This is a genomic window from Stenotrophomonas sp. SbOxS2 (assembly GCF_013416715.1).
GTDB lineage: Bacteria > Pseudomonadota > Gammaproteobacteria > Xanthomonadales > Xanthomonadaceae > Stenotrophomonas > Stenotrophomonas lactitubi.
This window is the reverse complement of record NZ_JAAVXD010000008.1, coordinates 1-26,685: the sequence shown is the minus strand read 5'-3', so window position 1 is coordinate 26,685 and position 26,685 is coordinate 1. Positions and strand designations below refer to the sequence as shown.

Here is a 26,685-nt window from a genome sequence, read left to right as displayed (position 1 = left end):
GGTGCAGCGCAGGGTACGGTCTTGTACGACCTGCCGATGATCCCGGCAAGCGGGGAGGGTCGATCAGCCCAGCACCGCCAGCACACCCTGGTGGATCGCCAGGCCGCCGAACAACAGCCAGACGAACAGGATCAGCGCCAGCAGCAGCGGCTTCAGACCGGCCTGGCGCAGGGCCGAGACGTGGGTGGTCAGGCCCAGTGCGGCCATCGCCATCGCCAGCAGCACCGTATCCAGCTGCACCAGTCCTGCCTGCAGCCCGGCCGGCAGCAGGTGCAGCGAATTGAGGCCGGCAACCGCCACGAAACCGAACGCGAACCACGGCACCACGATCCGGGCCTTGCCACCGTCCGCCGCCGCCTTGCCGCCACGCGCCAGCCCCAGCGGCAGCGCGATCAGGAACGGTGCCAGCAGCATCACCCGCACCATCTTGGTGATGACAGCGGTATCGGCGGCCGGCTCGCTCACCGCGCGTCCGGCGGCGACCACCTGTGCGACCTCGTGCACGGTCGCGCCGGTGAACAGGCCGTACTGCTGTGTGTCCATCGCCAGCCAGCCATGTGCCTGCACCAGCGCGTACAGCGCGGGATACAGGAACATCGCCACCGTGCCGAACACCACCACCGTCGATACCGCCACCGTCACCTGCGCAGCACGGCCGCGCACCACCGGTTCGGCGGCCATGACGGCGGCCGCACCGCAGATCGCGCTGCCGGCACCGATCAGCATGGCGGCCTCGCGCTCCATCTTGAACACGCGCACGCCCAGCCAGCAGGCCAGGCCGAAGGTGCTCGCCACCACCAGCACGTCCATCAGCACGCCGGCCACGCCGACGTGGCCGATGTCCTGGAAGGTCAGCCGCAGGCCGTACAGCACGATGCCCGCGCGCAGCAGCCAATGCTTGGAGAAGCCGACGCCCGCCGCGCTGGCAGGGGCCAGCCGTGGATAGAACGTGTTGCCGACCACGATGCCAGCGACGATCGCCACGGTCAGCGCGCTCAGGCCGTGCGCCTGCAGCCAGGGCAGCTCGGCCAGATACAGCGAAGCGGCCGCGACCAGGCCGACCAGCAGCAGGCCGGGCACCCGTGGCTGCCAGCGCTGGCGCAGGGCAGGCAGGGACCAGGAGGAGAGAGCGGGGGCGTTCATGGCAGTTGAAGGGTCTGGAGAGGCCATGCCAGCGTGCGCTCGCCCCAGTGACCTGTAAAACGAATAATATTGGTGAAAATTACCTATCTAGCAGGTTGAATGTGCGCCTGACCCTTCGCCAGCTGCAGGTCTTCGTCGCCATCGCCGATCACGGCAGCACCACGGCTGCCGGCCAGGCCATCGCCCTCTCGCAATCGGCCAGCAGCGCCGCGCTGCAGGAACTGGAGGCGCATTTCGGCACGCCGCTGTTCGACCGCATCGGCCGTCGCCTGGCGTTGAACGGCCACGGCCGGGCATTGCTGGAACCGGCGCGGGCGCTGCTGGTCAATGCCGCCGATCTGGAGCGGCAACTGGCGGCGGGCGGTGACCCGGCCCAAGGCGCACCACTGCGGCTGGTACTGGCGGCCAGCACCACCATCGGCAACTACCTGCTGCCGCCGCGTATCGCCGAACTGCTGCGGCAGGCGCCGCAGGCCGAGGTCGATCTGCGCATCGACAACAGCGCAGGCGTGGTGGCGGCCGTTCAACGGTTGGACGTGGATGCAGGATTGATCGAAGGCCCGTGCCACGAGCGCGGGCTGCAGGTGACTTCCTGGCAGCAGGACCCGCTGGTGATCGTGGCAGCGGCGGATGCGCCTCCGCGCTGGTCGCTGGATGAACTGCGCGCAGCGCGTTGGCTGCTGCGCGAACCCGGTTCAGGCACCCGCGAGGCCGTTGAACAGGCGCTGCTGCCGCATCTGCGCGGCTTCGCGCAGGCGCTGCAGCTGGGCAACACCGAAGCCATCAAGCAGGCCGCCATCGCCGGCCTCGGCCTGGCCTGCCTGTCCCGCCACGCCCTGGAAGAACCGCTGGCCCTGGGCCGCCTGCGCATTCTGGAAACCCCGCTACCCGCCCTGCAGCGCACGCTGTGGCTGGTACGCCACCCCGGCAAGCGATGGTTGCCGGGTTTGCAGGCGTTGTTGGGGGAAGTGGAGTAATCCGCCGCAATCCAGTCGATTGCATCCATTGATGGATCCTGCAGCGATCATCTAGGCATGGCGTGGATCTACGTGTCGACCAAGGTCGACACCCACCAAGAGCAGGCCATGCGATTCCGACAGATCGCGGGAAACTGTCTGAGGCGGGGTGATGTGGGGCTGCAGGACCGTTGGCGCCATGGATGGCGCCATCGAGCCCCCATGGAGGGTTTACGGCGTGTCCTGCAGCCCCACATCACCCGGCCATCCCACTGCAAGCCCGCTTCAGGCTGTTGCTGTTGCTGCGGCCGTTGCCCCGCGGGGGCCGGGCGCCGCCCGGCCAAGCCCCGCAACCCGCTACAATGGTCGGATGCCTCTGATTACTCTGCAAAACGTCGACTTCAGCGTCGGCGGCCCGCTGTTGCTGGAAAAAGCCGAACTGTCGATCGAGCCGGGCGAGCGTATTGCCCTGATCGGCCGCAACGGCGCCGGCAAATCGACCCTGCTCAAGCTGCTGTCCGGCGACCACAAGCCCGATGACGGCGAAGTGCGCGTGCAGCAGGGCGTGCGCGTGACTCGCCTGGAGCAGGAAGTGCCGCACGGCGCCGCCGGCAGCGTGTTCGACGTCGTCGCCGATGGCCTGGGCGAACTGGGCCAATGGCTCGCCGAATTCCATCACCTCAGCCACGCCGAAGTATTCGATGGCGAAGCGCTGGGCAACGTCCAGGCGAAGATCGATGCCGCCAACGGCTGGGGCCTGGACCAGCGCGTCAGCGAAACGCTGACCAAGCTCGATCTCGATGGCGACGCGGAGTTCGCGCGCCTGTCCGGCGGCATGAAGCGCCGCGTGCTGCTCGGCCGTGCGCTGGTATCCAGCCCCGACCTGCTGTTGCTGGACGAACCGACCAACCACCTGGACATCGAAGCCATCGACTGGCTCGAAATGTTCCTCAAGAACTGGAACGGCAGCGTGGTGTTCGTCACCCATGACCGCCGCTTCCTGCGCGCGCTGGCCACCCGCATCGTCGAGATCGATCGCGGCCAGGTCACCAGCTGGCCGGGTGACTGGGCCAACTACGAGCGCCGTCGCGAAGAACGCCTCAATGCGCAGGCGCAGGAAAACGCGCGATTCGACAAGCTGCTGGCGCAGGAAGAAGTGTGGATCCGCCAGGGCATCAAAGCCCGCCGCACCCGTGATGAAGGCCGCGTGCGCCGCCTGAAGGCGATGCGCAACGAGCGTTCCGCACGCCGCGACCTCAGTGGCAACGTCAAGATGGAAGCGGCCCAGGGCATGAGCTCGGGCAAGAAGGTCATCGACATCAAGGACATCTCGTTCGCCTTCGGCGATCGCACGATGGTCCGTGATTTCTCCACCACCATTTTGCGTGGCGACCGCATCGGCCTGATCGGCCCCAACGGCAGTGGCAAGACCACGCTGCTGAAGCTGCTGCTGGGCGAACTGCAGCCGCAGAAGGGTGAGGTCAACGCCGGCACCAACCTGCAGGTTGCGTACTTCGACCAGTACCGTGCGGTGCTGCGCGAAGACTGGAGCGCGATCGAGAACGTGGCCGAAGGCCGCGATTTCCTCGAGTTCAACGGCAAGCGCAAGCACGTGCATGCCTACCTGCAGGACTTCATGTTCACCCCCGAGCGTGCGCGCGCGCCGATCACCCGCCTGTCCGGTGGCGAGCGCAACCGCCTGCTGCTGGCCAAGCTGTTCGCGCAGCCGTCCAACCTGCTGGTGATGGACGAACCGACCAACGACCTGGACGTGGAAACCCTGGAGCTGCTGGAAGAGCTGCTGGGCGAATACAACGGCACCTTGCTGCTGGTCAGCCATGATCGTGACTTCATCGACAACGTGGTGACCTCCACGCTGGTGATGGAAGGCGATGGCGTGATCGGTGAGTACGTGGGCGGCTACAGCGACTGGCAGCGTTACGCGGCCAGCGTGGCCGCAGCGCCTGCGGTGGTTGCCGCGGCCAAGCCCGCTGCCGCTGCGCCGGTGGCGGCTGCGGCTGCGGAACCGGCTGCGCCCAAGCGCAAGCTTGCCTACAAGGAAGCGCGCGAGCTGGAACAGCTGCCGAAGACGATCGAAAAGCTCGAAGGCGATGTTGAAGGCCTGACTGCAGCGATGAACGATCCGTCGTTCTACACGCGCAGCAGCGCCGAAGTGACCGCGCACACCCAGCAGCTGGCCAAGGTGCAGGCCGAACTGGACGCCGCGTACGCGCGCTGGGAAGAGCTGGAAGGCTGATCGGCCACCACTGCCACCACGGCCGTCTCGCCTTGGCGAGCGGCTGTGGCTTCTGATCTGATTCCGCCTTGTAGCGAGCCGAGCACCGCAGGGTACCGGTGCGTAGCACCGGCTCGCGGATGGCGGAGCGTTTCTTTTGGTTACTTTTCTTCTTTGCGCGCAAAGAAAAGTAACGCTCATGAACGCATCAGATTGCAGCAGCAGTCACGATCCGCGCAGCGCGGTCATTTAACCCCGTGCAGATCCCGCAACTGGCTCGTGCGGCTGCCGAAGTACGCCGCCAGATCGGCGATGTCCTGATCGCTCAGGTCCTTCGCCTGCGGTGTCATCAACGCATGCTGGCGGTCACCGGCACGGTAGGCCTGCAGCGCGTGCGCCAGGTAATCGCCGTATTGCCCACCCAGCTTCGGGTAGGTCGGATCGATCGGCGCATTGCCGTCGGCACCGTGGCAATCGATGCAGCTCTGGCTGGTGGCCTTGCTCTTGACCTTGGCGCGGGCCTCACCGGCGGCTTCACGCCCGGCAGGCAGGCCAGCGGATGAAGACGATCCGTGCTCGCCGCTGGCATGGCCGGGATCGCCGGCGGATTTCTCGCTGTTCTCCACCTGTGACTGCGAGCAGGCCGCCAGCAGCAGGGCGACGGACAGGGCGATGGCGTGACGCAGGGGATGCGCGGCTTTCGACATGGGCGGGCCTTACTTGACGGTGGACAGGTAAACAGCGAGATCGGCGATCTCCTGTTCGCTGAAACTCATCGACTGCGCCTGCATCGTGGGATGCCGGCGCTTGCCCTGGCGGTACTCGGTCAGGGCCTGGGTCAGGTACTGCTGGGTCTGGCCACCGATCTTCGGTACCCGGTAACTGGGGTAGGCGTTCTTGTAACCGGTGATGCCGTGGCACCCCTGGCAGGTATAGGCCAGCACACGGCCATTGTCGAAACTGCCGGTGGGCGTGGCGGCCGCCGGCACAGGGGCCGTAGCCGGTGCCGGGGCGGGTGCTGCAGGAGCAGAAGCAGGAGCGGGCTGTGCGGCGGCCCCGAGGGGCAGGAGGACGGCCAGAGCGAGACAAGCGGCGAGCGGCTGCGGGCGCATGGTGTCTTTTCCGGGGATTCGGGTCTGGTCGTTCCGGCGTGGGGTACGGAACGACCCGAGTATAGCCTCAGGTTTCATCTAGCTGAAATGGGGTCGGCCCGACCGGCGGCGTGAAGACACCATGACCTTTGGGATATGGTGTTGCCGTGAAGTGGTGCATTACTTTGCTACCACACCTGCCCACGCATCCTCCAGGGATCTGACGATGTCGCACCAAACCTTCCTGCCCGGCCCCCGCAGCGGACTCTGCGCTGCCGCGCTGCTGCTCTCCACCTCCCTGCTGCTGAGCGGCTGCGCCGCTGGGCCCAACAACGAGGCCAAGGCGGCCGAGACCAAGGACGAGAAGAAGGTCGAGGCGGTGCCGGTGGAAGTGGCCGTGGCCAGCCATCGCGCGGTGGCCGCCAGCTACACCGGAACCGCAGCACTGGAGCCGCGCGCCGAATCGCAGGTGGTTGCCAAGACCTCGGGCGTTGCCCTGGCAGTGCTGGTCGAGGAAGGGCAGCGGGTCAGCGCCGGGCAGCCGCTGGTTCGGCTGGATCCGGACCGCGCGCGCCTGGCCGTAGCGCAGAGCGAAGCGCAGATGCGCAAATTGGAAAACGACTATCAGCGTGCGCAGAAGCTGGTCGCCCAGCAGCTGGTCAGTGCGGCCAGCGTCGACCAGTTGCGCTACGACCTGGAAAACGTGCGCGCCCAGTACCGCCTGGCCACGCTGGAACTGTCGTACACCACCGTGGTCGCACCGATTTCCGGCGTGATCGCCTCGCGCTCGATCAAGACCGGCAACTTCGTGCAGATCAACACGCCGATCTTCCGCATCGTCGACAACTCGCGGCTGGAAGCCACCCTCAACGTGCCCGAGCGTGAGCTGGCGACGTTGCGCGCAGGCCAGCCGGTCACGTTGTCGGCCGATGCGCTGCCGGGCCAGACCTTCACCGGTGTCGTCGACCGCATCGCGCCGGTAGTGGATTCGGGCAGCGGCACCTTCCGCGTGGTCAGCGCCTTCGATGGCGCCGCGCAGTCGCTGCAGCCGGGCATGTTCGGCCGCATCCGCATCGACTACGACCAGCGTGCCGATGCGTTGGTGGTGCCGCGCCTGGCACTGCTGGACGATGGTGAGCCGGCGGTGTTCCGGGTGCGCGAGGGCAAGGTCGCGCGGGTGCCGGTCAAGCTCGGTTATGCCGAAGGACCGTGGGTGGAAATCCGTGAGGGCCTGGCCGCTGGCGACCAGATCGTCACCGCCGGCAAGGTCGCCCTGCGCGATGGCACGGCGGTGCAGGTGATCGCCGATCCGAAGGCCAAGGCAAAGACGGTAGCCACCTTGGCCAAGCCGGCAGAGAAGGCCGGGAGCACGCAATGACCGCGTCCGGCCACGACCCCGGTGCCTCGCCAGGGAGCGACGGCGCCGCCGCAGGCATGCGTGGCGGCCTGGTGGAGTTCGCCACCCGCCGTCGCGTCACCATCGCCATGTGCACGGTCACCCTGCTGCTGTTCGGCCTGATCGCGCTGGGCAACCTCAAGGTCAACCTGCTGCCCGACCTGAGCTATCCGACGCTGACCGTGCGCACCGAGTACACCGGTGCGGCGCCGACTGAAATCGAAACCCTGATCACCCAGCCGGTTGAAGAAGCCGTGGGCGTGGTCAAGAACCTGCGCAAGCTGAAGTCGGTCTCGCGCACCGGCCAGAGTGATGTGGTGCTCGAGTTCGCCTGGGGCACCAACATGGACCAGGCCAGCCTGGAAGTGCGCGACAAGATGGAAGCGCTGAACCTGCCCCTGGAAGCCAAGGCGCCGGTGCTGCTGCGCTTCAATCCCTCCACCGAGCCGATCATGCGCCTGGTGCTGTCGACCAAGGCCGCGCCCGCGACCGACGAAGAAGCGATCCGTGAACTGACCGGTCTGCGCCGCTATGCCGACGAAGACCTGAAGAAGAAGCTGGAGCCGGTCACCGGCGTGGCGGCGGTCAAGGTCGGCGGTGGCCTGGAAGACGAGATCCAGGTTGACATCGACCAGCAGAAACTGGCCCAGCTCAACCTGCCGATCGACACCGTCATCAAGCGGTTGAAGGAAGAGAACATCAACATTTCCGGCGGGCGCCTGGAGGAGGGCTCGCAGCGCTTCCTGGTGCGTACCGTCAACCAGTTCGCCGACCTGGAAGAGATCCGCAACCTGCTGGTCACCACCCAGGCATCCAATGGCAGCGCGGCCGACTCGGCGCTGCAGCAGATGTTCAACATTGCGGCCTCGACCGGCTCGGCTGCGGCGGTTGCTGCTGCGTCGGCCGCCCAGAGCGCGTCGTCGAGCGGCGGCTCCAGCGTGGTCGCCAACGGTGTGCCGGTGCGCCTGAAGGACGTGGCCACCGTGCGCCAGGGCTACAAGGAGCGCGAAGCGGTCATCCGCCTGGGCGGCAAGGAATCGGTCGAACTGGCGATCTACAAGGAAGGCGATGCCAATACCGTTGCCACCGCCGAGGCGCTGCGCAAGCGGCTTGAGCAGATCAAGGCAACGTTCCCGGCCGATGCCGAACTGACCACCATCGAAGACCAGTCGCGCTTCATCGAGCATGCCATCGCCGACGTCAAGAAGGACGCGGTGATCGGTGGCCTGCTGGCGATCCTGATCATCTTCCTGTTCCTGCGCGACGGCTGGAGCACGTTCGTGATCAGCCTGTCGTTGCCGGTCTCGATCATCGCCACGTTCTTCTTCATGGGCCAGCTCGGGCTGAGCTTGAACGTGATGTCGCTGGGCGGCCTGGCACTGGCCACGGGCCTGGTGGTGGATGACTCGATCGTGGTGCTGGAGAGCATCGCCAAGGCGCGCGAACGCGGCCTCGGCATCCTGCAGGCGGCCATCGCCGGTACCCGCGAAGTGAGCATGGCCGTGGTCGCTTCGACCCTGACCACCATCGCGGTGTTCCTGCCGTTGGTGTTCGTCGACGGCATCGCCGGCCAGCTGTTCCGCGACCAGGCGCTGACCGTGGCCATCGCCATCGCGATCTCGCTGCTGGTGTCGATGACCCTGATTCCGATGCTGAGCTCGCTGAAGGGCCGGCCGCCGCTGGCATTCCCGGAAGAAGCTGCGGCCGAGCCGTGGCAGCCGCAGAGCCGCTGGCAGAAGCCGGTCGCGCTCGGCCGTCGTGGTGTGATGGCAACGATGCGCTGGAGCTTCTACGCGCTGGCGTGGCTGGTGGTGCGCCTCTGCCGCGGCGTGGCTGCGGTGGTCGGCCCGGTGATGCGGAAGGCCAGCGACATCGCGATGAAGCCGTACGCCGGTGCCGAGCGCGGCTACCTGCGGTTGCTGCCCGGCGCGCTGGCCCACCCCGGCAAGGTGCTGGGCCTGGCGGCACTGGCGTTCGTCGGCACGATGGCACTGGTGCCGATGCTCGGCGCCGACCTGATCCCGCAGCTGGCGCAGGACCGTTTCGAAATGACGGTGAAGCTGCCGGCGGGCACGCCGCTGAAGCAGACCGATGCGCTGGTGCGCGAGCTTCAGTTGGCACACGGCAAGGGCGAAGGCGTGGCATCGCTGTACGGCGTCAGCGGCAGCGGTACCCGCCTGGATGCCAGCCCGACCGAAAGTGGAGAGAACATCGGCAAGCTGACCATCGTGATGGAAGGCGGCGGCAATCCGCAGACCGAAGCGGAGATCACCGAGCGCCTGCGCGACACCATGGGTCAGCACCCGGGTGCGCAGGTGGACTTCGCGCGGCCGGCATTGTTCAGCTTCTCCACGCCGCTGGAGATCGAACTGCGCGGCCAGGACATGGCCACCCTGGAAGTGGCGGGCCAGCGCCTGGCGGCGCTGCTGCGTGGCAACGCGCACTACGCTGACGTCAAGTCGACCGTGGAAGAGGGCTTCCCGGAAATCCAGATCCGCTTCGACCAGGAGCGTGCCGGTGCGCTGGGCCTGACCACCCGCCAGATCGCCGACGTGGTGGTGAAGAAGGTGCGCGGCGATGTGGCCACCCGCTACAGCTTCCGTGACCGCAAGATCGACGTGCTGGTGCGCGCACAGGAAACCGACCGTGCCAGTGTGGAGAGCATCCGCCGCTTGATCGTCAATCCGGGCAGCACCCGTCCGGTCACCCTGGACGCAGTGGCTGATGTGGTCGCCACCACCGGCCCGAGCGAGATCCATCGCGCCGACCAGACCCGGGTTGCCGTGGTCTCGGCCAACCTGCGCGACATCGACCTTGGCGCGGCCATGCGCGAAGTGCAGCAGATGGTGTCCGAACAGCCGTTGGGCGCCGGCGTGGGCCTGCACATCGGTGGCCAGGGTGAGGAACTGGCACAGGCAGCGAAGTCGCTGATCTTCGCCTTCGGCCTGGCGATCTTCCTCGTCTACCTGGTGATGGCCTCGCAGTTCGAATCGCTGCTGCATCCGTTCGTGATCCTGTTCACCATCCCGCTGGCGCTGGTGGGCGCGATCCTGGCACTGATGCTGACCGGCAAGCCGATCTCGGTGGTGGTGTTCATCGGCCTGATCCTGCTGGTCGGTCTGGTCACCAAGAACGCGATCATCCTGATCGACAAGGTCAACCAGCTGCGCGAGGCCGGCGTGGCCAAGCACGAGGCGCTGGTGGAAGGCGCCCGCTCGCGCCTGCGGCCGATCATCATGACCACGCTGTGCACGCTGTTCGGCTTCCTGCCGCTGGCGGTGGCAATGGGCGAGGGCGCCGAGGTGCGCGCACCGATGGCGATCACCGTGATCGGTGGCCTGCTGGTGTCGACGCTGTTGACCCTGCTGGTGATCCCGGTGGTGTACGACCTGATGGATCGGCGCGGTGATGCCTACTACCGCGAACGTGGCCGCAAGCATGCCGGTGAGGGCCTGCGCGGCGCCGAGGGCAGTGCAGCGGGCGCGGAGGAACCGGCATGAGCATTGCCGAGTTCTCCATCCGTCGGCCGGTCACCACCATCATGTGTTTCGTGTCGCTGGTGGTGGTCGGACTGATCGCCTCGTTCCGGCTGCCACTGGAAGCGCTGCCGGACATCTCCGCACCGTTCCTGTTCGTGCAGATTCCGTATACCGGCTCCACCCCAGAAGAAGTCGAGCGGACCATCATCCGCCCGGTGGAGGAGTCACTGGCGACGATGACCGGCATCAAGCGCATGCGCTCCTCGGCGACGTCCGAAGCCGCGTCGATCTTCATCGAGTTCAGCGACTGGGATCGTGATATCGCCATCGCTGCTTCCGACGCGCGCGAGCGTATCGATGCGATCCGCAGCGATCTGCCCGACGACGTGCAGCGCTACAACGTGTTCAAGTGGTCCAGCAGCGACCAACCGGTGCTGAAGGTGCGCCTGGCCAGTACCACCGACCTGACCACTGCCTATGACATGCTCGACCGCGAGTTCAAGCGGCGTATCGAGCGGATCCCGGGCGTGGCCCGGGTCGAGATCACCGGCGCGCCGCCGAACGAGGTGGAGATCGCGATCGATCCGAACCGCCTGAACGCCCACGGCCTGAGCATCAACGAGCTGAGTGATCGCCTGCGCACGCTGAACTTCTCGATCTCGGCCGGGCAGATCGATGACAACGGCCAGCGCGTGCGCGTACAGCCAGTAGGCGAGATCACCGACCTGCAGGAAATGCGTGACCTGGTCATCAATGCCAAGGGCCTGCGCCTGGGTGATATTGCCGATGTGCGGCTGAAGCCGGCGCGGATGAGCTACGGCCGCCGCCTCGATGGCAATCCTGCCGTCGGCCTGGACATCTACAAGGAACGCAGCGCCAACCTGGTGGACGTCTCACGCGGCGCGCTTGCCGAGGTTGAAGCGATCCGCGCGCAGGACTCGATGCGCGATGTGCAGATCAAGGTGATCGACAACCAGGGCAAGGCAGTGACCTCGTCCCTGCTGGAACTGGCCGAGGCCGGCGGCGTCGGCCTGATCCTGTCAGTGACGGTGCTGTTCTTCTTCCTGCGCCACTGGCCCTCCACGCTGATGGTGACCCTGGCCATTCCGATCTGCTTCACCATCACCCTCGGCTTCATGTACTTCGCCGGCGTCACCCTCAACATCCTGACCATGATGGGCCTGCTGCTGGCCGTGGGCATGCTGGTCGACAACGCCGTGGTGGTGGTCGAGAGCATCTACCAGGAACGCGAGCGGCTGCCGGACCAGCCACGCCTGGCCTCGATCATCGGCACCCGCAACGTTGCCATCGCGCTCAGCGCCGGCACCTTGTGCCACTGCATCGTGTTCGTGCCCAACCTGTTCGGCGAAACCAACAACATCAGCATCTTCATGGCGCAGATCGCGATCACCATCTCGGTCTCGCTGCTGGCCTCGTGGCTGGTGGCGGTCAGCCTGATCCCGATGCTGTCCGCACGCATGGCCACGCCGAAGCTGGTGCATTCGCAGACCGGCGTGATCGCGCGCCTGCAGCGCCAGTACGCGCGGCTGCTGGACTGGTCGCTGCGCCATCGTGGCTGGAGCCTGCTGGGCATCCTGCTGGTGGTGCTGGTCAGCCTGGTGCCGATGAAACTGACCAAGATCGACATGTTCGGTGGTGATGGTGGCAAGGACATCTTCATCGGCTACATGTGGAAGGGCGCCTACACCTACCGGCAGATGTCCGAGGAAGTGGCCCGCGTCGAAGCCTGGGTCGAGGAGAACCGCGAGCGCCTGCACGTGCAGCAGGTCTATTCCTGGTACAGCGAACAGGAAGGCAGTTCGACCGTCGTCACTCTGGACGAGAAGTACGCCAAGGACATCAAGGCGCTGCAGGAGGAGCTGCGCAAGGGCCTGCCGAAGTCTGCCCGTACCGACTACTTCGTCGGCAACCAGGGCGGTGATGGTGGCGGCGGTGGCGGCAACCAGGGCGTGCAGGTACAGCTGGTCGGCGACTCCAGTGCCATGCTGCAGGAGATCGGCCAGGAAGTGTTGCCGCTGCTGGCACAGCGCGCCGAGCTGCGCGATGTGCGCATCGACAATGGCGAGAAGGGCGGCGAGCTGAAAGTGCATGTCGACCGCGAGCGTGCGGCGGCGTTCGGATTCAATGCCGAGCAGGTGGCCAGTTTCGTCGGCCTGGCGCTGCGTGGCGCGCCGATGCGCGAGTTCCGTCGTGGCGACAACGAAGTGCCGGTGTGGGTACGCTTTGCCGGCGCCGAACAGAGCAGCCCCGAAGACCTCGCAGGCTTCAGCGTGCGCACCGGCGATGGCCGCAGCGTGCCGCTGCTGAGCCTGGTCAGCGTCGATGTGGGTTCATCGGCGACCCAGATCGGTCGCACCAACCGCCAGACCACGCTGACCATCAAGGCCAACCTTGCCGAGAAGGTCACCGCGCCGGACGGCCGCAAGGCCATGGAAGCGGTGCTCAAGCCGATGAACTTCCCGGCCGGCTACGGCTTCACCTTCGACGGCGGTGACTACGGTGATGACAACGAGGCGATGCAGCAGATGGTGTTCAACCTGCTGATCGCGCTGGTGATGATCTACGTGGTGATGGCCGCGGTGTTCGAATCGCTGCTGTTCCCGGCGGCGATCATGAGCGGCGTGCTGTTCTCGATCTTCGGCGTGTTCTGGCTGTTCTGGATCACCGGCACCTCGTTCGGGATCATGTCCTTCATCGGCATCCTGGTGCTGATGGGCGTGGTGGTGAACAACGGCATCGTGATGATCGAGCACATCAACAATCTGCGCCGGGGCGGGATGGGGCGTACCCAGGCGCTGGTCGAAGGCTCGCGCGAGCGTCTGCGCCCGATCATGATGACCATGGGCACGGCGATCCTGGCGATGGTGCCGATCTCGCTGACCGATACGCAGATGTTCGGCAACGGGCCGGAGTACTCACCGATGGCGCGTGCGATTGCCGGTGGCCTGGCCTTCTCCACTGTGGTCAGCCTGCTGTTCCTGCCGACCATCTACGCGGTGCTGGATGACCTGCGCAATGCGGTGGTGCGCCTGATCCAGCGCGCCCGTGGGCTGGAGAGGGTAGAGCCGGGCGCTGCCCGGCTGTAATGCACGACACAACGTGTTTGTGGTGGGGGGAGACCGGTCGTAGTGGGGCGGTCTCCCCCTTTTTCATTGCCATATCGTGTAAATGTCGTGCCAACCAAGGTTGGCACCTACCGGTAGCGCCGGGCCATGCCCGGCGAGGTGCCGCGATCAGCTCGCCACCTTGCTCCACACCTTGCCTGCAGTCAGCCACAGGCCCAGCATGCTGCCCAGGTTGGTCAGCATGAAGGTCAGCACCACGCGGGTGACGCGGTTGCGGTACCAGCCCTTCAACGACTGCGCGTCATCACGCAGCTTGAGGAAATCCTCGTAGGTCGGCTTGCGCAGGCGCGCCTCCACCAGTGCCGCGAACGCACCGGTGGGGATGCTCAGGCGGAACGGCTTGAACGGCGCCACCACGATCGCGGTGAGGATACTCAGCGGGTGGCTGCCGGCCACCAGGCAGCCCAGGCCGGCCAGACCGCCGGTGTACATCGCCCAGGTCGCCAGCAGCTCGGTGCCCACGCCCAGTCCACCACGATAGAAGCCGACACCGATGCCGGTGGCCACGATGGCGAGGATCGCCAGGGTGAACCACGGGATGTTGCGCTTCTTCGGCACCGCTTCCAGCTGCTCGCGCAACGGCGCGGGCGCCTCGGTATCGGTTTCCAGGTAACGCGCCAGGCCGGCCAGGTGACCGGCACCGACCACCGCCAGCACTTCGCGCTGTTGCGGATCATGCGCTTCACGCAGACGTGTCGCCATGTAGCGGTCGCGCTCGCCGATGATCGTTTCGTACAGGGCCGGGCTCTCGCTGGCGAATTCGCCGAAGCTCGATTCCAGCATGTCACCCTGCTTCAGCTTCTCGATCTCGTCTTCGCCCACGTCCTCCGACGAGAACAGGCCGGCGCCGAGGCCGGCCACCAGCTTCAGCTTGCCGAAGAAGCCCAGTCGCTGCGAAGCGCGGCGGAACGTCAGGCCCACTTCGCGGTCGATCAGGTGCACCGGCAGATTGCGCTCGCGCGCCAGGTCCACGGCACGCTTCAGTTCGGCGCCCGGCTCGATGCCGAGCTGTTCGGCCAAGCGGCGCTGGTAGGCCGACAGCGCAAGGTTGGCGGCGAACAACGCGACGCGGCCCTTGCGGATCACTTCCACCAGGTCCAGTTTGGCCAGCGTGTCCGGGTCGCTCAGTGCCTGCAGGCGCTGCGGGTCCAGCTCGACCGCCACCGCATCGAAACGTCCACTGTCGATGGCTTTCTCCACCGCCTCGACGCTGGCATGGGAAACGTGGGCAGTGCCCAGCAGGGTGTAGCGCACGCCATCGCGTTCGACGACGCGCACGGGCTGGCCGGCAAACAGATCGTCGCCGGTTTCGGGAAGGGTTTCGGTCATGGAATCATTCATTGGAAGGAGCGGAATCGGCGCCATCGCCGAGCGCGCGCTGCATCTGCACGGTGTCCAGCCAGCGGCCGTGCTTGCGGCCGAGGCCACGGAACACGCCCACCAGTTGGAAACCGAAGCGTTCGTGCAGCTTGATGGAAGCAGTGTTGGTCGGTTCGCCGATCACCGCCACCATCTGTCGATGGCCGCGCGCGGTACAGGCATCGATCAGTGCCTGCAGCAGGCTGGCGCCGACGCCACGGCCCTGGAAGCGTGCATCGACATAGACCGAATTCTCAACGGTCCACTGGTAGGCGATGCGCGTGCGGTAGGTGTTGGCATACGCGTAGCCGGCAACCTGGCCGTCGACCTCGGCCACCAGGTAGGGGAAGCCGCGGTCGATGATGTCGCGCATGCGGCGCAGCATCTCGGCCTGGTCGGGAATCTCGTACTCGTAGGTGTTGACGAAGTCGGTCACTTCCACCGCGTAGATCGCGGTGATCGCAGCGATGTCGGCAGGGCCGGCATCACGGATGAGTACGGCCATGCGCGGGCTCCGGGTCAGTCGATGTAGCGCTTGAGCAGATCGCCGTAGGCGTCGATGCGACGATCGCGCAGGAACGGCCAGATGCGGCGCACGTGCTCGCTGCGTTGCAGGTCAACCTCACACATCAGGATCGTCGCGTCGGTGCCGGCTTCGGCCAGGAACTCGCCCTGCGGGCCCAGCACGTGGCTGTTGCCCCAGAACTGGATGCCCGAGGCGCCCAGCGGCGAAGCTTCATGACCCACACGGTTGCAGCTGAGCACCGGCACGCCGTTGGCCACGGCATGGCCACGGTGGCTCAGCACCCAGGCGTCGCGCTGGCGGGTCTTCTCGTCCTGCACGTCATCCGGGTCCCAGCCGATCGCGGTGGGGTAGAGCAGCAGTTCCGCACCGGCCAGCGCCATCAGGCGCGCCGCTTCCGGGTACCACTGGTCCCAGCACACCAGCACGCCAAGGCGGCCGACCGAGGTGTCGATCGGCTTGAAGCCTATGTCGCCTGGGGTGAAGTAGAACTTCTCGTAGAAACCCGGGTCGTCCGGAATGTGCATCTTGCGGTACTTGCCCAGCAACGTACCGTCTTTTTCGAAGACCACGGCGGTGTTGTGGTACAGGCCGGCAGCGCGGCGCTCGAACAGCGAGCCGACCAGCACCACGCCGTGCTTCTTCGCCAGCGCGCCCAGGCGCTCGGTGCTCGGGCCCGGAATCGGCTCGGCCAGGTCGAATTCATCGACCGATTCGTGCTGGCAGAAGTAGGGGCCGTTGTGCAGTTCCTGCAGCAGCACCAATTTCGCGCCCTGTGCCGCAGCGTCGGCAACACGCGCTTCGATCACCGCCAGGTTGGCGGCGGCATCACCGTGGTTGCGCTCCTGGATCAGGGCGACGGTAAGAGGGCTGCGCGAGTTCATGCGGGGCGATCCTGCGGGGGAAAACCCGCATGTTAACGCGGATGCGGCATGACAGCGTGTTGGCTGCTGAATGGTGCACGCAACCGGTAGCGCCGGGCCATGCCCGGCGGATTTTCCAGATGCCGCTGCGCTCGCCGGGCATGGCCCGGCGCTACCGCGTGGCTTTATGCCTTCAACAGCCCCGCGGGCAGCTGCATGGTGATGCAGTGCAGGCTGCCGTTCTGCCAGATCAGCGAGCGGCAGGGCACCTGCACGATCTCGCGGCCGGGGTGGGCCTGTGCCAGCACATCGCGGGCCAGGTCGTCGGCCGGGTCGCCATAGGCTGGCATCAGCACCGCACCGTTGACGATGAGGTAATTGGCATACGAAGCAGCCAGGCGACGGCCTTCATCGATTACCGGCTTTGCCCACGGCAACGGGAACAGGCGGTACGGCTGGCCCTCGCGCGTGCGCAGTGCGGCCAGCTCGGCACGCATCGCCTGCAGTTCGGCGTAGTGCGAATCGCTGGCGTCGTCGCAGGCCTGGTAGACGATGCTGTCGGCCGAGGCGAAGCGGGCGAGGGTGTCGATATGGGCGTCGGTGTCGTCGCCTTCCAGATAGCCATGATCCAGCCACAGCACGCGTTCCTGCTGCAACCAGTTCGCCAGGTCGGCGCTCAGGCTGTCGCGGTCACGGTCGGGATGGCGTTCGTGCAGGCACTTCCAGGTGGTCAGCAGGGTGCCTTCACCATCGGTCTCGATGCCGCCGCCTTCCAGTGCGAACGGAATGCTGCGCACCGTCGCGTCGTTGAACACGCCGGCCTGGTCGAGCACGCCGACCAGCTGGTCATCGAGGGTGGCATCGAACTTGCCGCCCCAGCCGGTGAAGCGGAAGTCCAGCAGCTGGAAGCTGCCGTCGGCGCGGCGCAGGGTGATCGGGCCCGAATCACGCAGCCAGGTATCGTCGTACGCGGCGGTGGTGAAGTGGACCTTGTCCATGTCGATGCGGTTGGAGCGCAGCCGCATCTCGGCATAGGTCTCCACGTCATCGTCGGCCACGCAGATCAGCACCGGCTGGAAGCGGGTGATCGCCGCAACCAGGGCGATGTAGGTCTCTTCCACCTGGCCCAGGCGCTCGGCCCAGTCGGTGTCGGCGGTGGGCCAGGCAATCAGGACGCCGCTCTGGGCTTCCCATTCGGCAGGAAAACGAAGGGTCTGGTTCATGGTCTCGCTACACGCGCCCGCCGGTGGCGGGCATGGGGGTCAACGGATCGGCGGCTTGGGGCCGATTTCGTTCGGATCCGCCTGGTTTGCCACCACGTCGATCACCTTCTGCTTCTCGAAGTAGACGGTGAACTGCGGGTACACCCAGCGGTGGATGGTCGGCCATTGCCGTTTCTGTCCGCCGCGCGGCTGCAGCTGCTCTGCCGGCGCGCCGAACTGGGACTGCACCTGCTGCATGCTCTGGCCGCGGACGGGCAGGGCGCCGGCCGGCTTTTCGCGGGCGCGGTCGACAAGCAGGGTATCGGCCAGCGCCGGGGTGGCGGCAGCCAGGGTGGCCAGTACGGCCAGGGTGCACAGGTAACGCGTCATCTCGATCTACTCCCCAGTGGTCAAGAACAGCGATTACAGCAAAAACGGCAGGAAAAAACCGCATAAACAAAAAACCGCCCGAAGGCGGCTTTTTGCATCGGGTCGGCCCCGCGTGGGGCCAGCCGCGGTCACAAGGACCGTTGGGCTTAGCGCTGACGCGCCTTGAAACGCGGGTTCGACTTGCAGATGACGAAGATCTTGCCACGACGACGCACGACCTTGCAGTCACGGTGACGGGCCTTCGCCGACTTCAGGGAGGACAGAACTTTCATGGCATACCTCGGCGTAAACAGTAGTTGTTCGGGTGGAGCGTGGCCGCGATATGCGAAAGACAATCGGCAGTTGACGCTCGTTCAAGCCCGCCATTCTACCGGGCTTTTCCCCATGGTTTCAAGTGGTTGCACAAATGGCCCGTTGCGGGGTGTCTGGCAGGGGCTAGAATGCCCCCTTCACACGCGCAAGGACCCCCATGAATCCACTCGTTCCCGTCCTGACCATCGACGGCCCATCAGGGGCTGGCAAGGGTACCATCAGCCGCATCGTGGCGCGCCGGTTGGGCTGGCACTACCTGGATTCGGGCGCTCTGTACCGCGCCGTCGGCGTGGCGGCCAGCTGGGCCGACATCGACACCTCCGATGCCTCCGCGCTGGTGCGCTGCACCTTTGATACCCATGTCCAGTTCGTCGAGCAGGGCGATGCCATGCGGGTCCTGGTCAATGGCACCGATGCCACCGACGAGCTGCGGCTGGAGACCACCGGAGCGCTGGCGTCGGCCATTGCCGCCATTCCCGAGGTCCGGGCCGCCCTGAAGGAGCGCCAGCGCGCATTCAGGATGGAGCCGGGGCTGGTCGCCGACGGCCGCGACATGGGCACCGTCATCTTCCCCGACGCCCCCTATAAGGTCTTCCTGACCGCCAGTGCCGAGGAGCGCGCCGAGCGCCGGCATAAGCAGTTGAAAGACAAGGGGGTTTCTGTTAACTTTGAAGACCTCCTGCGCGAGATCATGGCCCGCGACGCCCGTGATGCTCAGCGTACCGTGGCGCCCCTGAAGCCGGCAGACGATGCTGTCCTCATCGACACCACAGGCATCGGCATCGAAGATGTCGTTGCCAGAGTGATGGATCTGCTTCCGGTTCCGGCTGCCTGATCCGTTCGCGCGGGAGCTCTGCCAGCAGCATCGGTGGAGGTCGCGCATTTGCAGTGCTGTAAAAGCTCCGTCGCGCAATGATGCGTGGCGGTTTTCCTACTTCCACACACGACCTGCATTTCCGGGGTCGACCAACAGGCGGGCGGCAGCCATTCCCTGAAGGGAAGCCAGCCGACCCATGTGTCCAACAGAGTAAATCTAATGACCGAATCATTTGCCGAACTGTTTGAAGCCAGCCAGGCCAACCTGGCCAAGCTGAAGCCGGGCGCCATCGTCAGCGGTACCGTTGTTGAAGTCCGCGGCGACGTCGTGGTGATCAACGCCGGGCTGAAGTCGGAAGGCATCGTGCCGATCGAACAGTTCCGTAACGACGCTGGCGAAATCGATGTTGCCGAAGGCGACATCGTCAAGGTCGCCCTCGACTCGATCGAGAACGGCTTCGGTGAAACCGTCCTGTCGCGCGAGAAGGCCAAGCGCGCGATGGTGTGGGACGAGCTGGAAGAAGCGTTGGAAAAGAACGAAACCATCACCGGCCGCATCAGCGGCAAGGTCAAGGGTGGTTTCACCGTGGACATCAAGGATGTCCGCGCCTTCCTGCCGGGTTCCCTGGTCGATGTGCGCCCCGTGCGCGATCCGGCCTACCTGGAAGGCAAGGAGCTGGAATTCAAGCTCATCAAGCTTGACCGCAAGCGCAACAACGTCGTGGTCTCGCGCCGCGCTGTCGTCGAAAGCGAGCACTCGGAAGAGCGCGAGCAGCTGATGGACAAGCTGCAGGAAGGCGCGATCCTGAAGGGTGTCGTCAAGAACCTGACCGATTACGGCGCATTCGTGGACCTGGGCGGTATCGACGGCCTGCTGCACATCACCGACATGGCATGGAAGCGCGTGCGCCATCCGTCCGAAGTCGTGAACGTCGGCGACGAGCTGGACGTGCGCGTGCTGAAGTTCGACCGCGAGCGCAACCGCGTTTCGCTGGGCCTGAAGCAGCTGGGCGAAGATCCGTGGGATAACATCGCCCGTCGTTACCCGGCCAACAGCCGCGTGTTCGGCAAGGTCTCCAACGTCACCGATTACGGCGCATTCGTCGAAATCGAGCCGGGCGTCGAAGGTCTGGTGCACGTTTCCGAGATGGATTGGACCAACAAGAACGTCAACCCGTCCAAGGTTGTGCAGGTCGGTGACGAAGTTGAAGTCATGGTCCTGGACGTCGACGAGGAGCGTCGCCGCATCTCGCTGGGCATGAAGCAGGTTGCCGCCAATCCGTGGGAAACCTTCGCTGCCACCCACAAGAAGGGTGACAAGGTGTCGGGCCAGATCAAGTCGATCACCGACTTCGGCATCTTCATCGGCCTGGACGGCGGCATCGACGGCCTGGTTCACCTGTCCGACATCAGCTGGGCGACCACTGGCGAAGACATCGTTCGCAACTTCAAGAAGGGCGACAACCTGGACGCAGTGGTCCTGGCCGTCGATCCGGAGCGCGAGCGCATTTCGCTGGGCGTCAAGCAGCTGGAGCAGGATCCGTTCGGCCAGTACATGGCGACCAATCCGAAGGGCTCCAAGGTCGAAGGCGTGGTGAAGGAAGTCGACGCCAAGGGTGCGATCATCGAGCTGTCCGACGGCATCGAAGGCTATGTTGCAGCTCGCGACATCGCCAACGAGCGCGTCGACGACGCGACCCAGCACCTGAAGGTCGGCGACAAGGTTGAAGCCAAGTTCGTGGGCATGGATCGCAAGGGTCGTACCCTGCAGCTGTCGATCAAGGCCAAGGACGACGCTGAAATGCGCGAAGTGCTGGAGGAATACCAGTCCTCTTCGGCTTCCAGCGGCACCACCCAGCTGGGCGCGCTGCTGCGTGCACAGCTGAACGGCAACAAGTCCGAGTAATATCGGCCTTACGCTGTTCGTTGTTTCCTGGACGGCCCGGGCACTGCCCGGGCCGTTTCAGGCTGAGATGCCCCTGATGTGAGCCGGTAATGACCAAATCCGAACTGATCGAAATCCTCGCGCGCCGTCAGGCGCACCTGAAGGCCGATGATGTCGATCTGGCGGTCAAGTCATTGCTGGAAATGATGGGGGGCTCACTGTCGGCCGGCGATCGCATCGAGATCCGCGGCTTTGGCAGCTTTTCGCTGCACTACCGTCCGCCGCGCCTGGGTCGCAACCCGAAGACCGGCGAATCGGTTGCCCTGCCGGGCAAGCATGTCCCTCATTTCAAGCCAGGCAAGGAATTGCGCGAGCGGGTCAGCAGTGTGCTGCCGCTGGACGCAGATCCGGCCTGAGCCATCCGTCGCGCGACTTCGTGCGAATCCCACCACGAGTCGGATAAGCTACGGCCTCCTGCCAATGGAGCTGTCGCATGAAAGTTTTTCGTCTGCTGGTCCTGCTGGCGGTTCTCATCCTTGGTCTGATCATCGGTGCGGTCAACATGACGGCCATGTCGATCAACCTGCTGTTTACCCAATTGAACACGTCCGTCGGCGTGGCGCTGATTGCCGCCCTGCTGATCGGTGTCGTGGTCGGTGCTGGCCTGGTGCTGGTAAGCGTGGTCATTCCGCTCTACAGCCAGCTGCGCCGTGCCAACAAGTCGGCGGCTGCACCGTCGGCGCCGGTGGCCCCCTCCCAATCTTTTGATGGACGTTGATCGAAGATGGAATTCGTTTCCGAGTGGTTCTGGTTCTTCCTCTGTCTTCCGTTGGCGGCGCTGGCCGGCTGGGTAATCGGACGCCGCGGCGGTCAACGCCACGGTGACAACCAGGTCAGCCACCTGTCCAGCACCTATTTCCGTGGCCTGAACTACCTGCTCAACGAGCAGCCGGACAAGGCCATCGAACTGTTCCTGCACATCGCCGAGCTGGACAAGGAAACCTTCGAGACCCAGGTCGCGTTGGGCCATCTGTTCCGCCGCCGTGGTGAAGTGGACCGCGCGATCCGTCTGCACCAGGGCCTGGTCAACCGCCAGGACCTGAGTGACGCGCAGCGCGTGCAGGCCCTGCTGGCACTGGGCGAGGACTACATGAAGTCCGGCCTGCTGGACCGTGCCGAAACGGTGTTCACCGAACTGGCGCAGCTGGACCAGCGCGCACCGCAGGCGCTCAAGCACCTGATCGGCATCTACCAGGCCGAGCGTGACTGGGAAAAGGCGATCGACAACGCTACCCGCTTCGAAGATGTCACCGGCGAGCCGATGGGCAAGCTGATCGGGCAGTTCGAATGCGAGCTTGCCGAGCGCTTCCGTGGCGCTGGCAAGCTGGAAGAGGCGAGGGCGGCCATCGCCCGCGCTTACCAGGCCGATGCGATGTCGGTCCGTGCCGGCATCATCGAGGGCCGCCTGGAAACCGATGCAGGCAACGCCGAGGCCGCCGTGCGCGCCTTCGAGCGTGCTGCCCGCAACGATCCGGAGTACCTGCCGGAAGTACTGCCGGCGCTGATGGAAAACTACCGCAAGGTCGGTGACCTGGGCGGCGCGCGCGCCTTCCTGTCCGAGATGACCGAGCACTACCGCGGCATCGCCCCGGTGCTGGCGCTGACCCGCCTGATGGAAGAGCAGGAGGGTGTCGCACCTGCCCGCGCCTATCTTGGCCGCCAGCTCAAGGATCGCCCGTCGGTGCGTGGCGAATCGGCACTGATCGACCTCACCCTGGCCGAGGGCGCAGATTCCACCGCGACCCTGCACGACCTCAAGCACATCACCGACCAGTTGCTGGTGCGCAATCCTGCCTACCGCTGCACCCGCTGCGGATTCGGCGCGCGTACCCACCACTGGCAATGCCCCAGCTGCAAGGAGTGGGGCACGGTCAAGCCGTTGTTGAATTACGCGGTGCTCTGAACCATGCCGTGGCTTGTGATGGCCGCGCTGCTGGGCCTGGCCCTGCTCAGCGCGGCATTGACCTGGGCGGCGCGCGTGTACGCACTGCGCAGGCAGTTGCTGGACCAGCCCGGCGAGCGCCGCAGCCATAGCGTCGCCACCCCGCGTGGTGGCGGTATCGCCATCGTGATCAGTCTGCTGGTTGCGGCGGCCGTGGCCGCTTGCGTCTGGCCGGACGCTGCAGTCAGCCTGGCTGTCGCCAGCCTTGGCCTGGCGCTGGTTGCCGGCATTGGCTGGTGGGATGACCATCGGCCGCTCCCGGCCATGCGCCGGTTGCTGGTGCATTTCCTCGCCGCCGCCTTGCTGGCGGGACTGGTCAAGATGCACGGGGGCAGCTGGCTGCTGAGCCTGCTGGTGCTGTTCTTCACCGCCTCGCTGATCAACATCTGGAACTTCATGGATGGGATCAACGGGATTGCCAGCAGCCAGGCAGTCATCGTTGCGCTGGGCTTCGCGATGGTGCTGCCCTGGCCCTATTCGCTGGTGGCCATCGTGCTTGGCCTGGCGTGCCTGGGTTTTCTGCCATTCAATTTTCCGCAGGCCCGGATCTTCATGGGTGATGTCGGTAGTGGCGCGCTGGGCTATGCCGTGGCGGTGGTGCTGGCCGTCGCTGCAGTGCACACCGACATCAACTGGATCCTGCTGCTGCTGCCGTTGTCCGCCTTCCTTGTGGACGCGGGCTTCACGCTGTTGGCGCGCATGCTTTCCGGGCAACGCTGGATGGAACCCCACACCCAGCACGTCTACCAGCGCGCGGTCCAGGCAGGAGCCAGCCATGCCCAGGTGACAGGGATGTACTTTGTTTTGGGCCTGTTCAGTATTACAGTGTTCAATATCTGCACCAATTTGCAGCCGAGGTGGGAGGCTGCCGTAGCGGTCGCGTGGTTTGCCGCGTTGACCCTGCTGTGGCTCCTCCTGCGCAATGGATTGCGCCACCGATAAGGAATTACTCGATCTATGTCTTCACCCTGGCGGGACAGAATCCTCGGTCTGATGCCGCGTACGGCCATCGTCTGCCACGACTTGTTCATGGTATGGGCCTGTTGGCAGCTGCTGCATGCAGGTCGTTACTCGATCCTTGCCGACGCTCCCGCATTGCCGCTGTGGAACGTGGACACCACGCTGGTGCTGGCGCTGCAGGGCCTGGTGTTCTGGCGTATCGGCCTCTATCGCGGGCTGTGGCGCTTCGCCAGCGTCAGCGACCTGCTGAACATCTTCAAGGCCAGCTTCATCGGCCTGATCGCCATTGTTCTGGTGCTGGCCTGGAAGCGCTTCAACGGCGTGCCGATGTCGGTGCTGGTGATCTATCCGTTCGCACTGTCGGCACTGCTGGGCGCGCCGCGCCTGTTGTACCGGGCGTGGAAGGACTACCAGTCGCTGCAGTCCGATTCGTCCGCGCGCCGCGTGCTGATTCTCGGCGCCGGCCAAGCCGCTGAGACCCTGGTGCGCGACCTGCGCCGATCCGGCAATTTCGAGCCGGTTGGCCTGCTCGATGATGCACCGCACCTGCGTGGCGCCAAGCTGCAGAGCCTGCCGATCCTGGGCACGCTGGACGACGCACCGGCGGTGGCCCGGGAGACCGCGGCCAAGCTGCTGGTGATCGCCATGCCCTCGCTGGATGCCGTCGGCATGCAGCGCGTGGTGGCCATCTGCGAGAGCACCGGCATTCCGTTCCGCACGGTGCCCAAGCTCAGCGACATCCTGCAGGGTCAGTCGCTGCCGGGCCAGTTGAAGGAAGTGGCCATCGAAGATCTGCTTGGGCGCAAGCCGATCATGCCGGACTGGAACCTCATCCGCGGCTGGTTGGGTGGGCGCACGGTGATGGTCACCGGTGCCGGTGGCTCGATCGGGTCCGAGTTGTGTCGCCAGTGCGCGCGCCATGGTGCCGGTCGTATCGTGCTGCTGGAGATCAGTGAACTGCTGCTGTTGACCATCGAGGGCGAGCTGCGCCGCAGCTTCCCCGATGTCGAGATCGAAGCCGTGCTCGGTGACTGTGGCGATCCTGCGGTGATCCGTCATGCGCTGTCGCTGCACCCGGTCGACACCGCCTTCCATGCGGCCGCCTACAAGCATGTGCCGGTGCTGGAGCGTCAGCTGCGCGAAGCCGTGCGCAACAACATCCTGGCCACCGAGAACGTGGCCCGCGCCTGCCTGGAAGCCCGCGTCGAGCACTTTGTGTTCATTTCGACCGACAAGGCGGTGGACCCGGTCAATGCGCTGGGCGCCAGCAAGCGCTATGCGGAGATGATCTGCCAGAGCCTGGACCAGAAGTCCACGCACACCCGTTTCGTGACCGTGCGCTTCGGCAACGTGCTGGCGTCGGCCGGCAGCGTGGTGCCGTTGTTCCGCGAGCAGATCCTCAAGGGCGGCCCGGTTACGGTGACCGACCCGGAGGTCAGCCGCTATTTCATGACCATTCCCGAGGCCTGCCAGCTGATCCTGCAGGCGGCCGCGTCGGCGTCGCACGGCGCGATCTATACCTTGGACATGGGCGAGCCCGTGCCGATCCGGGTGCTGGCCGAACAGATGATCCGCCTGGCGGGCAAGCAGCCCTACAAGGACATCCCGATCATCTACACCGGCATGCGCCCGGGCGAGAAGCTGCACGAGACGCTGTTCTATTCCGACGAGGACTACCGGCCGACCGCGCACCCGAAGATCCTGGAAGCCGGCGTACGTGCGTTCTCGCGTGACGTCGTGCTGGGCAACGTGCCCAAGCTGCGCGAGGCGATTGCCAGGTACGACATCGATACGATCCAGGAAATCCTGTTCGCGACCATGCCGGAATTCTCGCCAATCGAACAGGATGCTTACATTTCTTCCGCTAAGGTTGTGCCCTTTCCGGCACGTGAGGCCAGCAGGCACCAATGAGCAAGCGCATTCGCAAGGCAGTATTTCCAGTAGCAGGTCTGGGCACGCGTTTTCTTCCGGCGACCAAGACGGTGCCAAAGGAGATGCTGCCGATCATCGATCGGCCGCTGATCCAGTACGCCGTGGATGAGGCGATCGAAGCGGGCTGTGACACCCTGGTGTTCATCACCAATCGCTACAAGCACGCTGTCGCCGACTATTTCGACAAGGCCTACGAGCTGGAGCAGAAGCTCGAGCGCGCGGGCAAGCACGAGCAGCTCGAATTGATCCGCCATGTGCTGCCGGAAGGCGTGCGCGCGATCTTCGTCACCCAGGCCGAGGCTCTGGGCCTGGGCCACGCGGTACTGTGCGCCAAGGCGGTCATCGGTGACGAGCCGTTCGCTGTGCTGTTGCCGGATGATCTGATCTGGAACCGCGGCGCGGGTGCACTGAAGCAGATGGCCGACCTCAACGAGGCCAGCGGCGCCAGCGTCATCGCTGTGGAAGACGTGCCACACGACAAGACGGCCAGTTACGGCATCGTCGCCACCGAGGCGTTCGATGGCCGCAAGGGGCGTATCTCGCAGATCGTGGAGAAGCCGAAGCCGGAAGACGCGCCGAGCGATCTGGCGGTCGTCGGCCGCTACGTGCTGAGCCCGAAGATCTTCGAGCTGCTTGAGCAGACCCGGACCGGTGCCGGCGGCGAAATCCAGCTGACCGATGCGATCGCTGAACTGCTGAAGACCGACGAGGTCGATGCCTATCGTTTCGAAGGCACCCGTTTCGACTGCGGCACCCATCTGGGGCTGGTCGAGGCGACGATCCGCTTTGCGCTGGACAACCCGAAGCTGGCCGGCCCGGCGCGGGAGAAGCTGACGGCGATGCTGGCGGAATAAGGTTTTTCGAGCGTTCCGTTTGCGCTTTGATTGATACGTGATGGGCGGGACGGGTGGGCCTTTGCAGGACACGCCGTAAACCTGTGGTGGTCAAGTACTTCTGGACACTCCCAAAGGGAGTTCAGGCCACCTGCACTTCA

The 26,685-nt window shown here is 65.4% G+C and carries 22 protein-coding genes; 13 read left to right on the top strand and 9 right to left on the bottom strand.

Annotated features, from left to right (window positions below):
• Positions 1-63: 63 nt before the first annotated feature.
• Positions 64-1,143 carry a YeiH family protein gene (locus HFK18_RS19020; protein WP_180167490.1) on the bottom strand — a complete coding sequence of 360 codons (1,080 nt, stop codon included), beginning with the start codon at positions 1,141-1,143 and terminating at the stop codon, positions 64-66.
• A 101-nt stretch (positions 1,144-1,244) separates the two neighbouring features.
• On the opposite strand from HFK18_RS19020, the gene HFK18_RS19015 reads away from it, so the two are divergent.
• Positions 1,245-2,120 carry a LysR family transcriptional regulator gene (locus HFK18_RS19015; protein WP_180167489.1) on the top strand — a complete coding sequence of 292 codons (876 nt, stop codon included), beginning with the start codon at positions 1,245-1,247 and terminating at the stop codon, positions 2,118-2,120.
• A gap of 349 nt (positions 2,121-2,469) precedes the next feature.
• Positions 2,470-4,356 (top strand): ATP-binding cassette domain-containing protein, encoded by a 1,887-nt coding sequence (locus HFK18_RS19010; protein WP_180167488.1) that lies wholly within the window; start codon positions 2,470-2,472, stop codon positions 4,354-4,356.
• A 224-nt stretch (positions 4,357-4,580) separates the two neighbouring features.
• On the opposite strand, the gene HFK18_RS19005 is transcribed toward HFK18_RS19010, so the two are convergent.
• Both HFK18_RS19005 and HFK18_RS19000 read right to left on the bottom strand, forming a co-directional pair.
• Positions 4,581-5,042: a cytochrome c gene (locus HFK18_RS19005; protein WP_099821251.1), complete on the bottom strand. Its 462-nt coding sequence runs from the start codon at positions 5,040-5,042 to the stop codon at positions 4,581-4,583.
• 9 nt (positions 5,043-5,051) lie between these two features.
• Complete coding sequence (locus HFK18_RS19000) at positions 5,052-5,447, bottom strand: c-type cytochrome (RefSeq protein ID WP_089240512.1); 396 nt, start codon at positions 5,445-5,447, stop codon at positions 5,052-5,054.
• Between the two features lie 205 nt (positions 5,448-5,652).
• Here HFK18_RS19000 and HFK18_RS18995 point away from each other — a divergent pair, with 205 nt between their 5' ends.
• The 3 genes from HFK18_RS18995 to HFK18_RS18985 are packed head-to-tail and all read left to right on the top strand — an operon-like array spanning position 5,653 to position 13,408.
• The gene (locus HFK18_RS18995) at positions 5,653-6,804 is read left to right on the top strand and encodes an efflux RND transporter periplasmic adaptor subunit (protein ID WP_180167487.1); all 1,152 of its coding nucleotides are present in this window, start codon (positions 5,653-5,655) and stop codon (positions 6,802-6,804) included.
• 56 nt (positions 6,805-6,860) lie between these two features.
• Complete coding sequence (locus HFK18_RS18990; protein WP_257216352.1) at positions 6,861-10,322, top strand: efflux RND transporter permease subunit; 3,462 nt, start codon at positions 6,861-6,863, stop codon at positions 10,320-10,322.
• A complete protein-coding gene (locus HFK18_RS18985) occupies positions 10,319-13,408 on the top strand; it encodes an efflux RND transporter permease subunit (RefSeq protein ID WP_180167485.1) in 3,090 nt (1,029 codons plus the stop codon). Before HFK18_RS18990 ends, HFK18_RS18985 begins: the two co-directional genes overlap by 4 nt.
• Before the next feature lie 147 nt (positions 13,409-13,555).
• Here HFK18_RS18985 and HFK18_RS18980 read toward each other — a convergent pair whose 3' ends face one another.
• The 6 genes from HFK18_RS18980 to ykgO form a co-directional block, all read right to left on the bottom strand.
• A complete protein-coding gene (locus HFK18_RS18980; RefSeq protein WP_180167484.1) occupies positions 13,556-14,788 on the bottom strand; it encodes a TraB/GumN family protein in 1,233 nt (410 codons plus the stop codon).
• A complete protein-coding gene (locus HFK18_RS18975; RefSeq protein WP_180167483.1) occupies positions 14,781-15,311 on the bottom strand; it encodes a GNAT family N-acetyltransferase in 531 nt (176 codons plus the stop codon). Before HFK18_RS18975 ends, HFK18_RS18980 begins: the two co-directional genes overlap by 8 nt.
• 14 nt (positions 15,312-15,325) lie before the next feature.
• Complete coding sequence (locus HFK18_RS18970) at positions 15,326-16,213, bottom strand: carbon-nitrogen hydrolase (protein ID WP_025875046.1); 888 nt, start codon at positions 16,211-16,213, stop codon at positions 15,326-15,328.
• A gap of 164 nt (positions 16,214-16,377) precedes the next feature.
• Positions 16,378-17,415, bottom strand: a complete 1,038-nt coding sequence (locus tag HFK18_RS18965; RefSeq protein ID WP_180167482.1) for an agmatine deiminase family protein — start codon at positions 17,413-17,415, stop codon at positions 16,378-16,380.
• A gap of 39 nt (positions 17,416-17,454) precedes the next feature.
• On the bottom strand, positions 17,455-17,784 hold the full coding sequence (locus HFK18_RS18960) for a hypothetical protein (protein ID WP_089240526.1): 330 nt from the start codon (positions 17,782-17,784) through the stop codon (positions 17,455-17,457).
• 146 nt (positions 17,785-17,930) lie between these two features.
• On the bottom strand, positions 17,931-18,056 hold the full coding sequence (ykgO, locus tag HFK18_RS18955; protein ID WP_005409283.1) for a type B 50S ribosomal protein L36: 126 nt from the start codon (positions 18,054-18,056) through the stop codon (positions 17,931-17,933).
• A gap of 197 nt (positions 18,057-18,253) precedes the next feature.
• On the opposite strand from ykgO, the gene cmk reads away from it, so the two are divergent.
• The 8 genes from cmk to galU all read left to right on the top strand — a co-directional run bounded on the left by cmk (position 18,254) and on the right by galU (position 26,545).
• Entirely contained in the window at positions 18,254-18,931 is a 678-nt protein-coding gene (gene cmk, locus HFK18_RS18950) for a (d)CMP kinase (protein ID WP_032977572.1), read from the top strand.
• A 201-nt stretch (positions 18,932-19,132) separates the two neighbouring features.
• Complete coding sequence (rpsA, locus tag HFK18_RS18945; RefSeq protein WP_025875032.1) at positions 19,133-20,818, top strand: 30S ribosomal protein S1; 1,686 nt, start codon at positions 19,133-19,135, stop codon at positions 20,816-20,818.
• Between the two features lie 89 nt (positions 20,819-20,907).
• Complete coding sequence (locus HFK18_RS18940) at positions 20,908-21,213, top strand: integration host factor subunit beta (RefSeq protein ID WP_005409286.1); 306 nt, start codon at positions 20,908-20,910, stop codon at positions 21,211-21,213.
• A gap of 77 nt (positions 21,214-21,290) precedes the next feature.
• The gene (locus HFK18_RS18935) at positions 21,291-21,575 is read left to right on the top strand and encodes a lipopolysaccharide assembly protein LapA domain-containing protein (RefSeq protein ID WP_025875021.1); all 285 of its coding nucleotides are present in this window, start codon (positions 21,291-21,293) and stop codon (positions 21,573-21,575) included.
• A 6-nt stretch (positions 21,576-21,581) separates the two neighbouring features.
• Positions 21,582-22,760 carry a lipopolysaccharide assembly protein LapB gene (gene lapB / locus HFK18_RS18930; RefSeq protein ID WP_032977571.1) on the top strand — a complete coding sequence of 393 codons (1,179 nt, stop codon included), beginning with the start codon at positions 21,582-21,584 and terminating at the stop codon, positions 22,758-22,760.
• Between the two features lie 3 nt (positions 22,761-22,763).
• On the top strand, positions 22,764-23,741 hold the full coding sequence (locus tag HFK18_RS18925) for a glycosyltransferase family 4 protein (protein ID WP_180167481.1): 978 nt from the start codon (positions 22,764-22,766) through the stop codon (positions 23,739-23,741).
• Between the two features lie 15 nt (positions 23,742-23,756).
• Positions 23,757-25,670, top strand: coding sequence for a nucleoside-diphosphate sugar epimerase/dehydratase (locus HFK18_RS18920; RefSeq protein ID WP_165780973.1), 1,914 nt, complete (start codon positions 23,757-23,759; stop codon positions 25,668-25,670).
• Positions 25,667-26,545, top strand: a complete 879-nt coding sequence (gene galU, locus HFK18_RS18915; RefSeq protein ID WP_100552310.1) for a UTP--glucose-1-phosphate uridylyltransferase GalU — start codon at positions 25,667-25,669, stop codon at positions 26,543-26,545. The genes HFK18_RS18920 and galU overlap by 4 nt, the downstream gene beginning before the upstream one ends.
• The last annotated feature ends 140 nt before the right edge of the window (positions 26,546-26,685 follow it).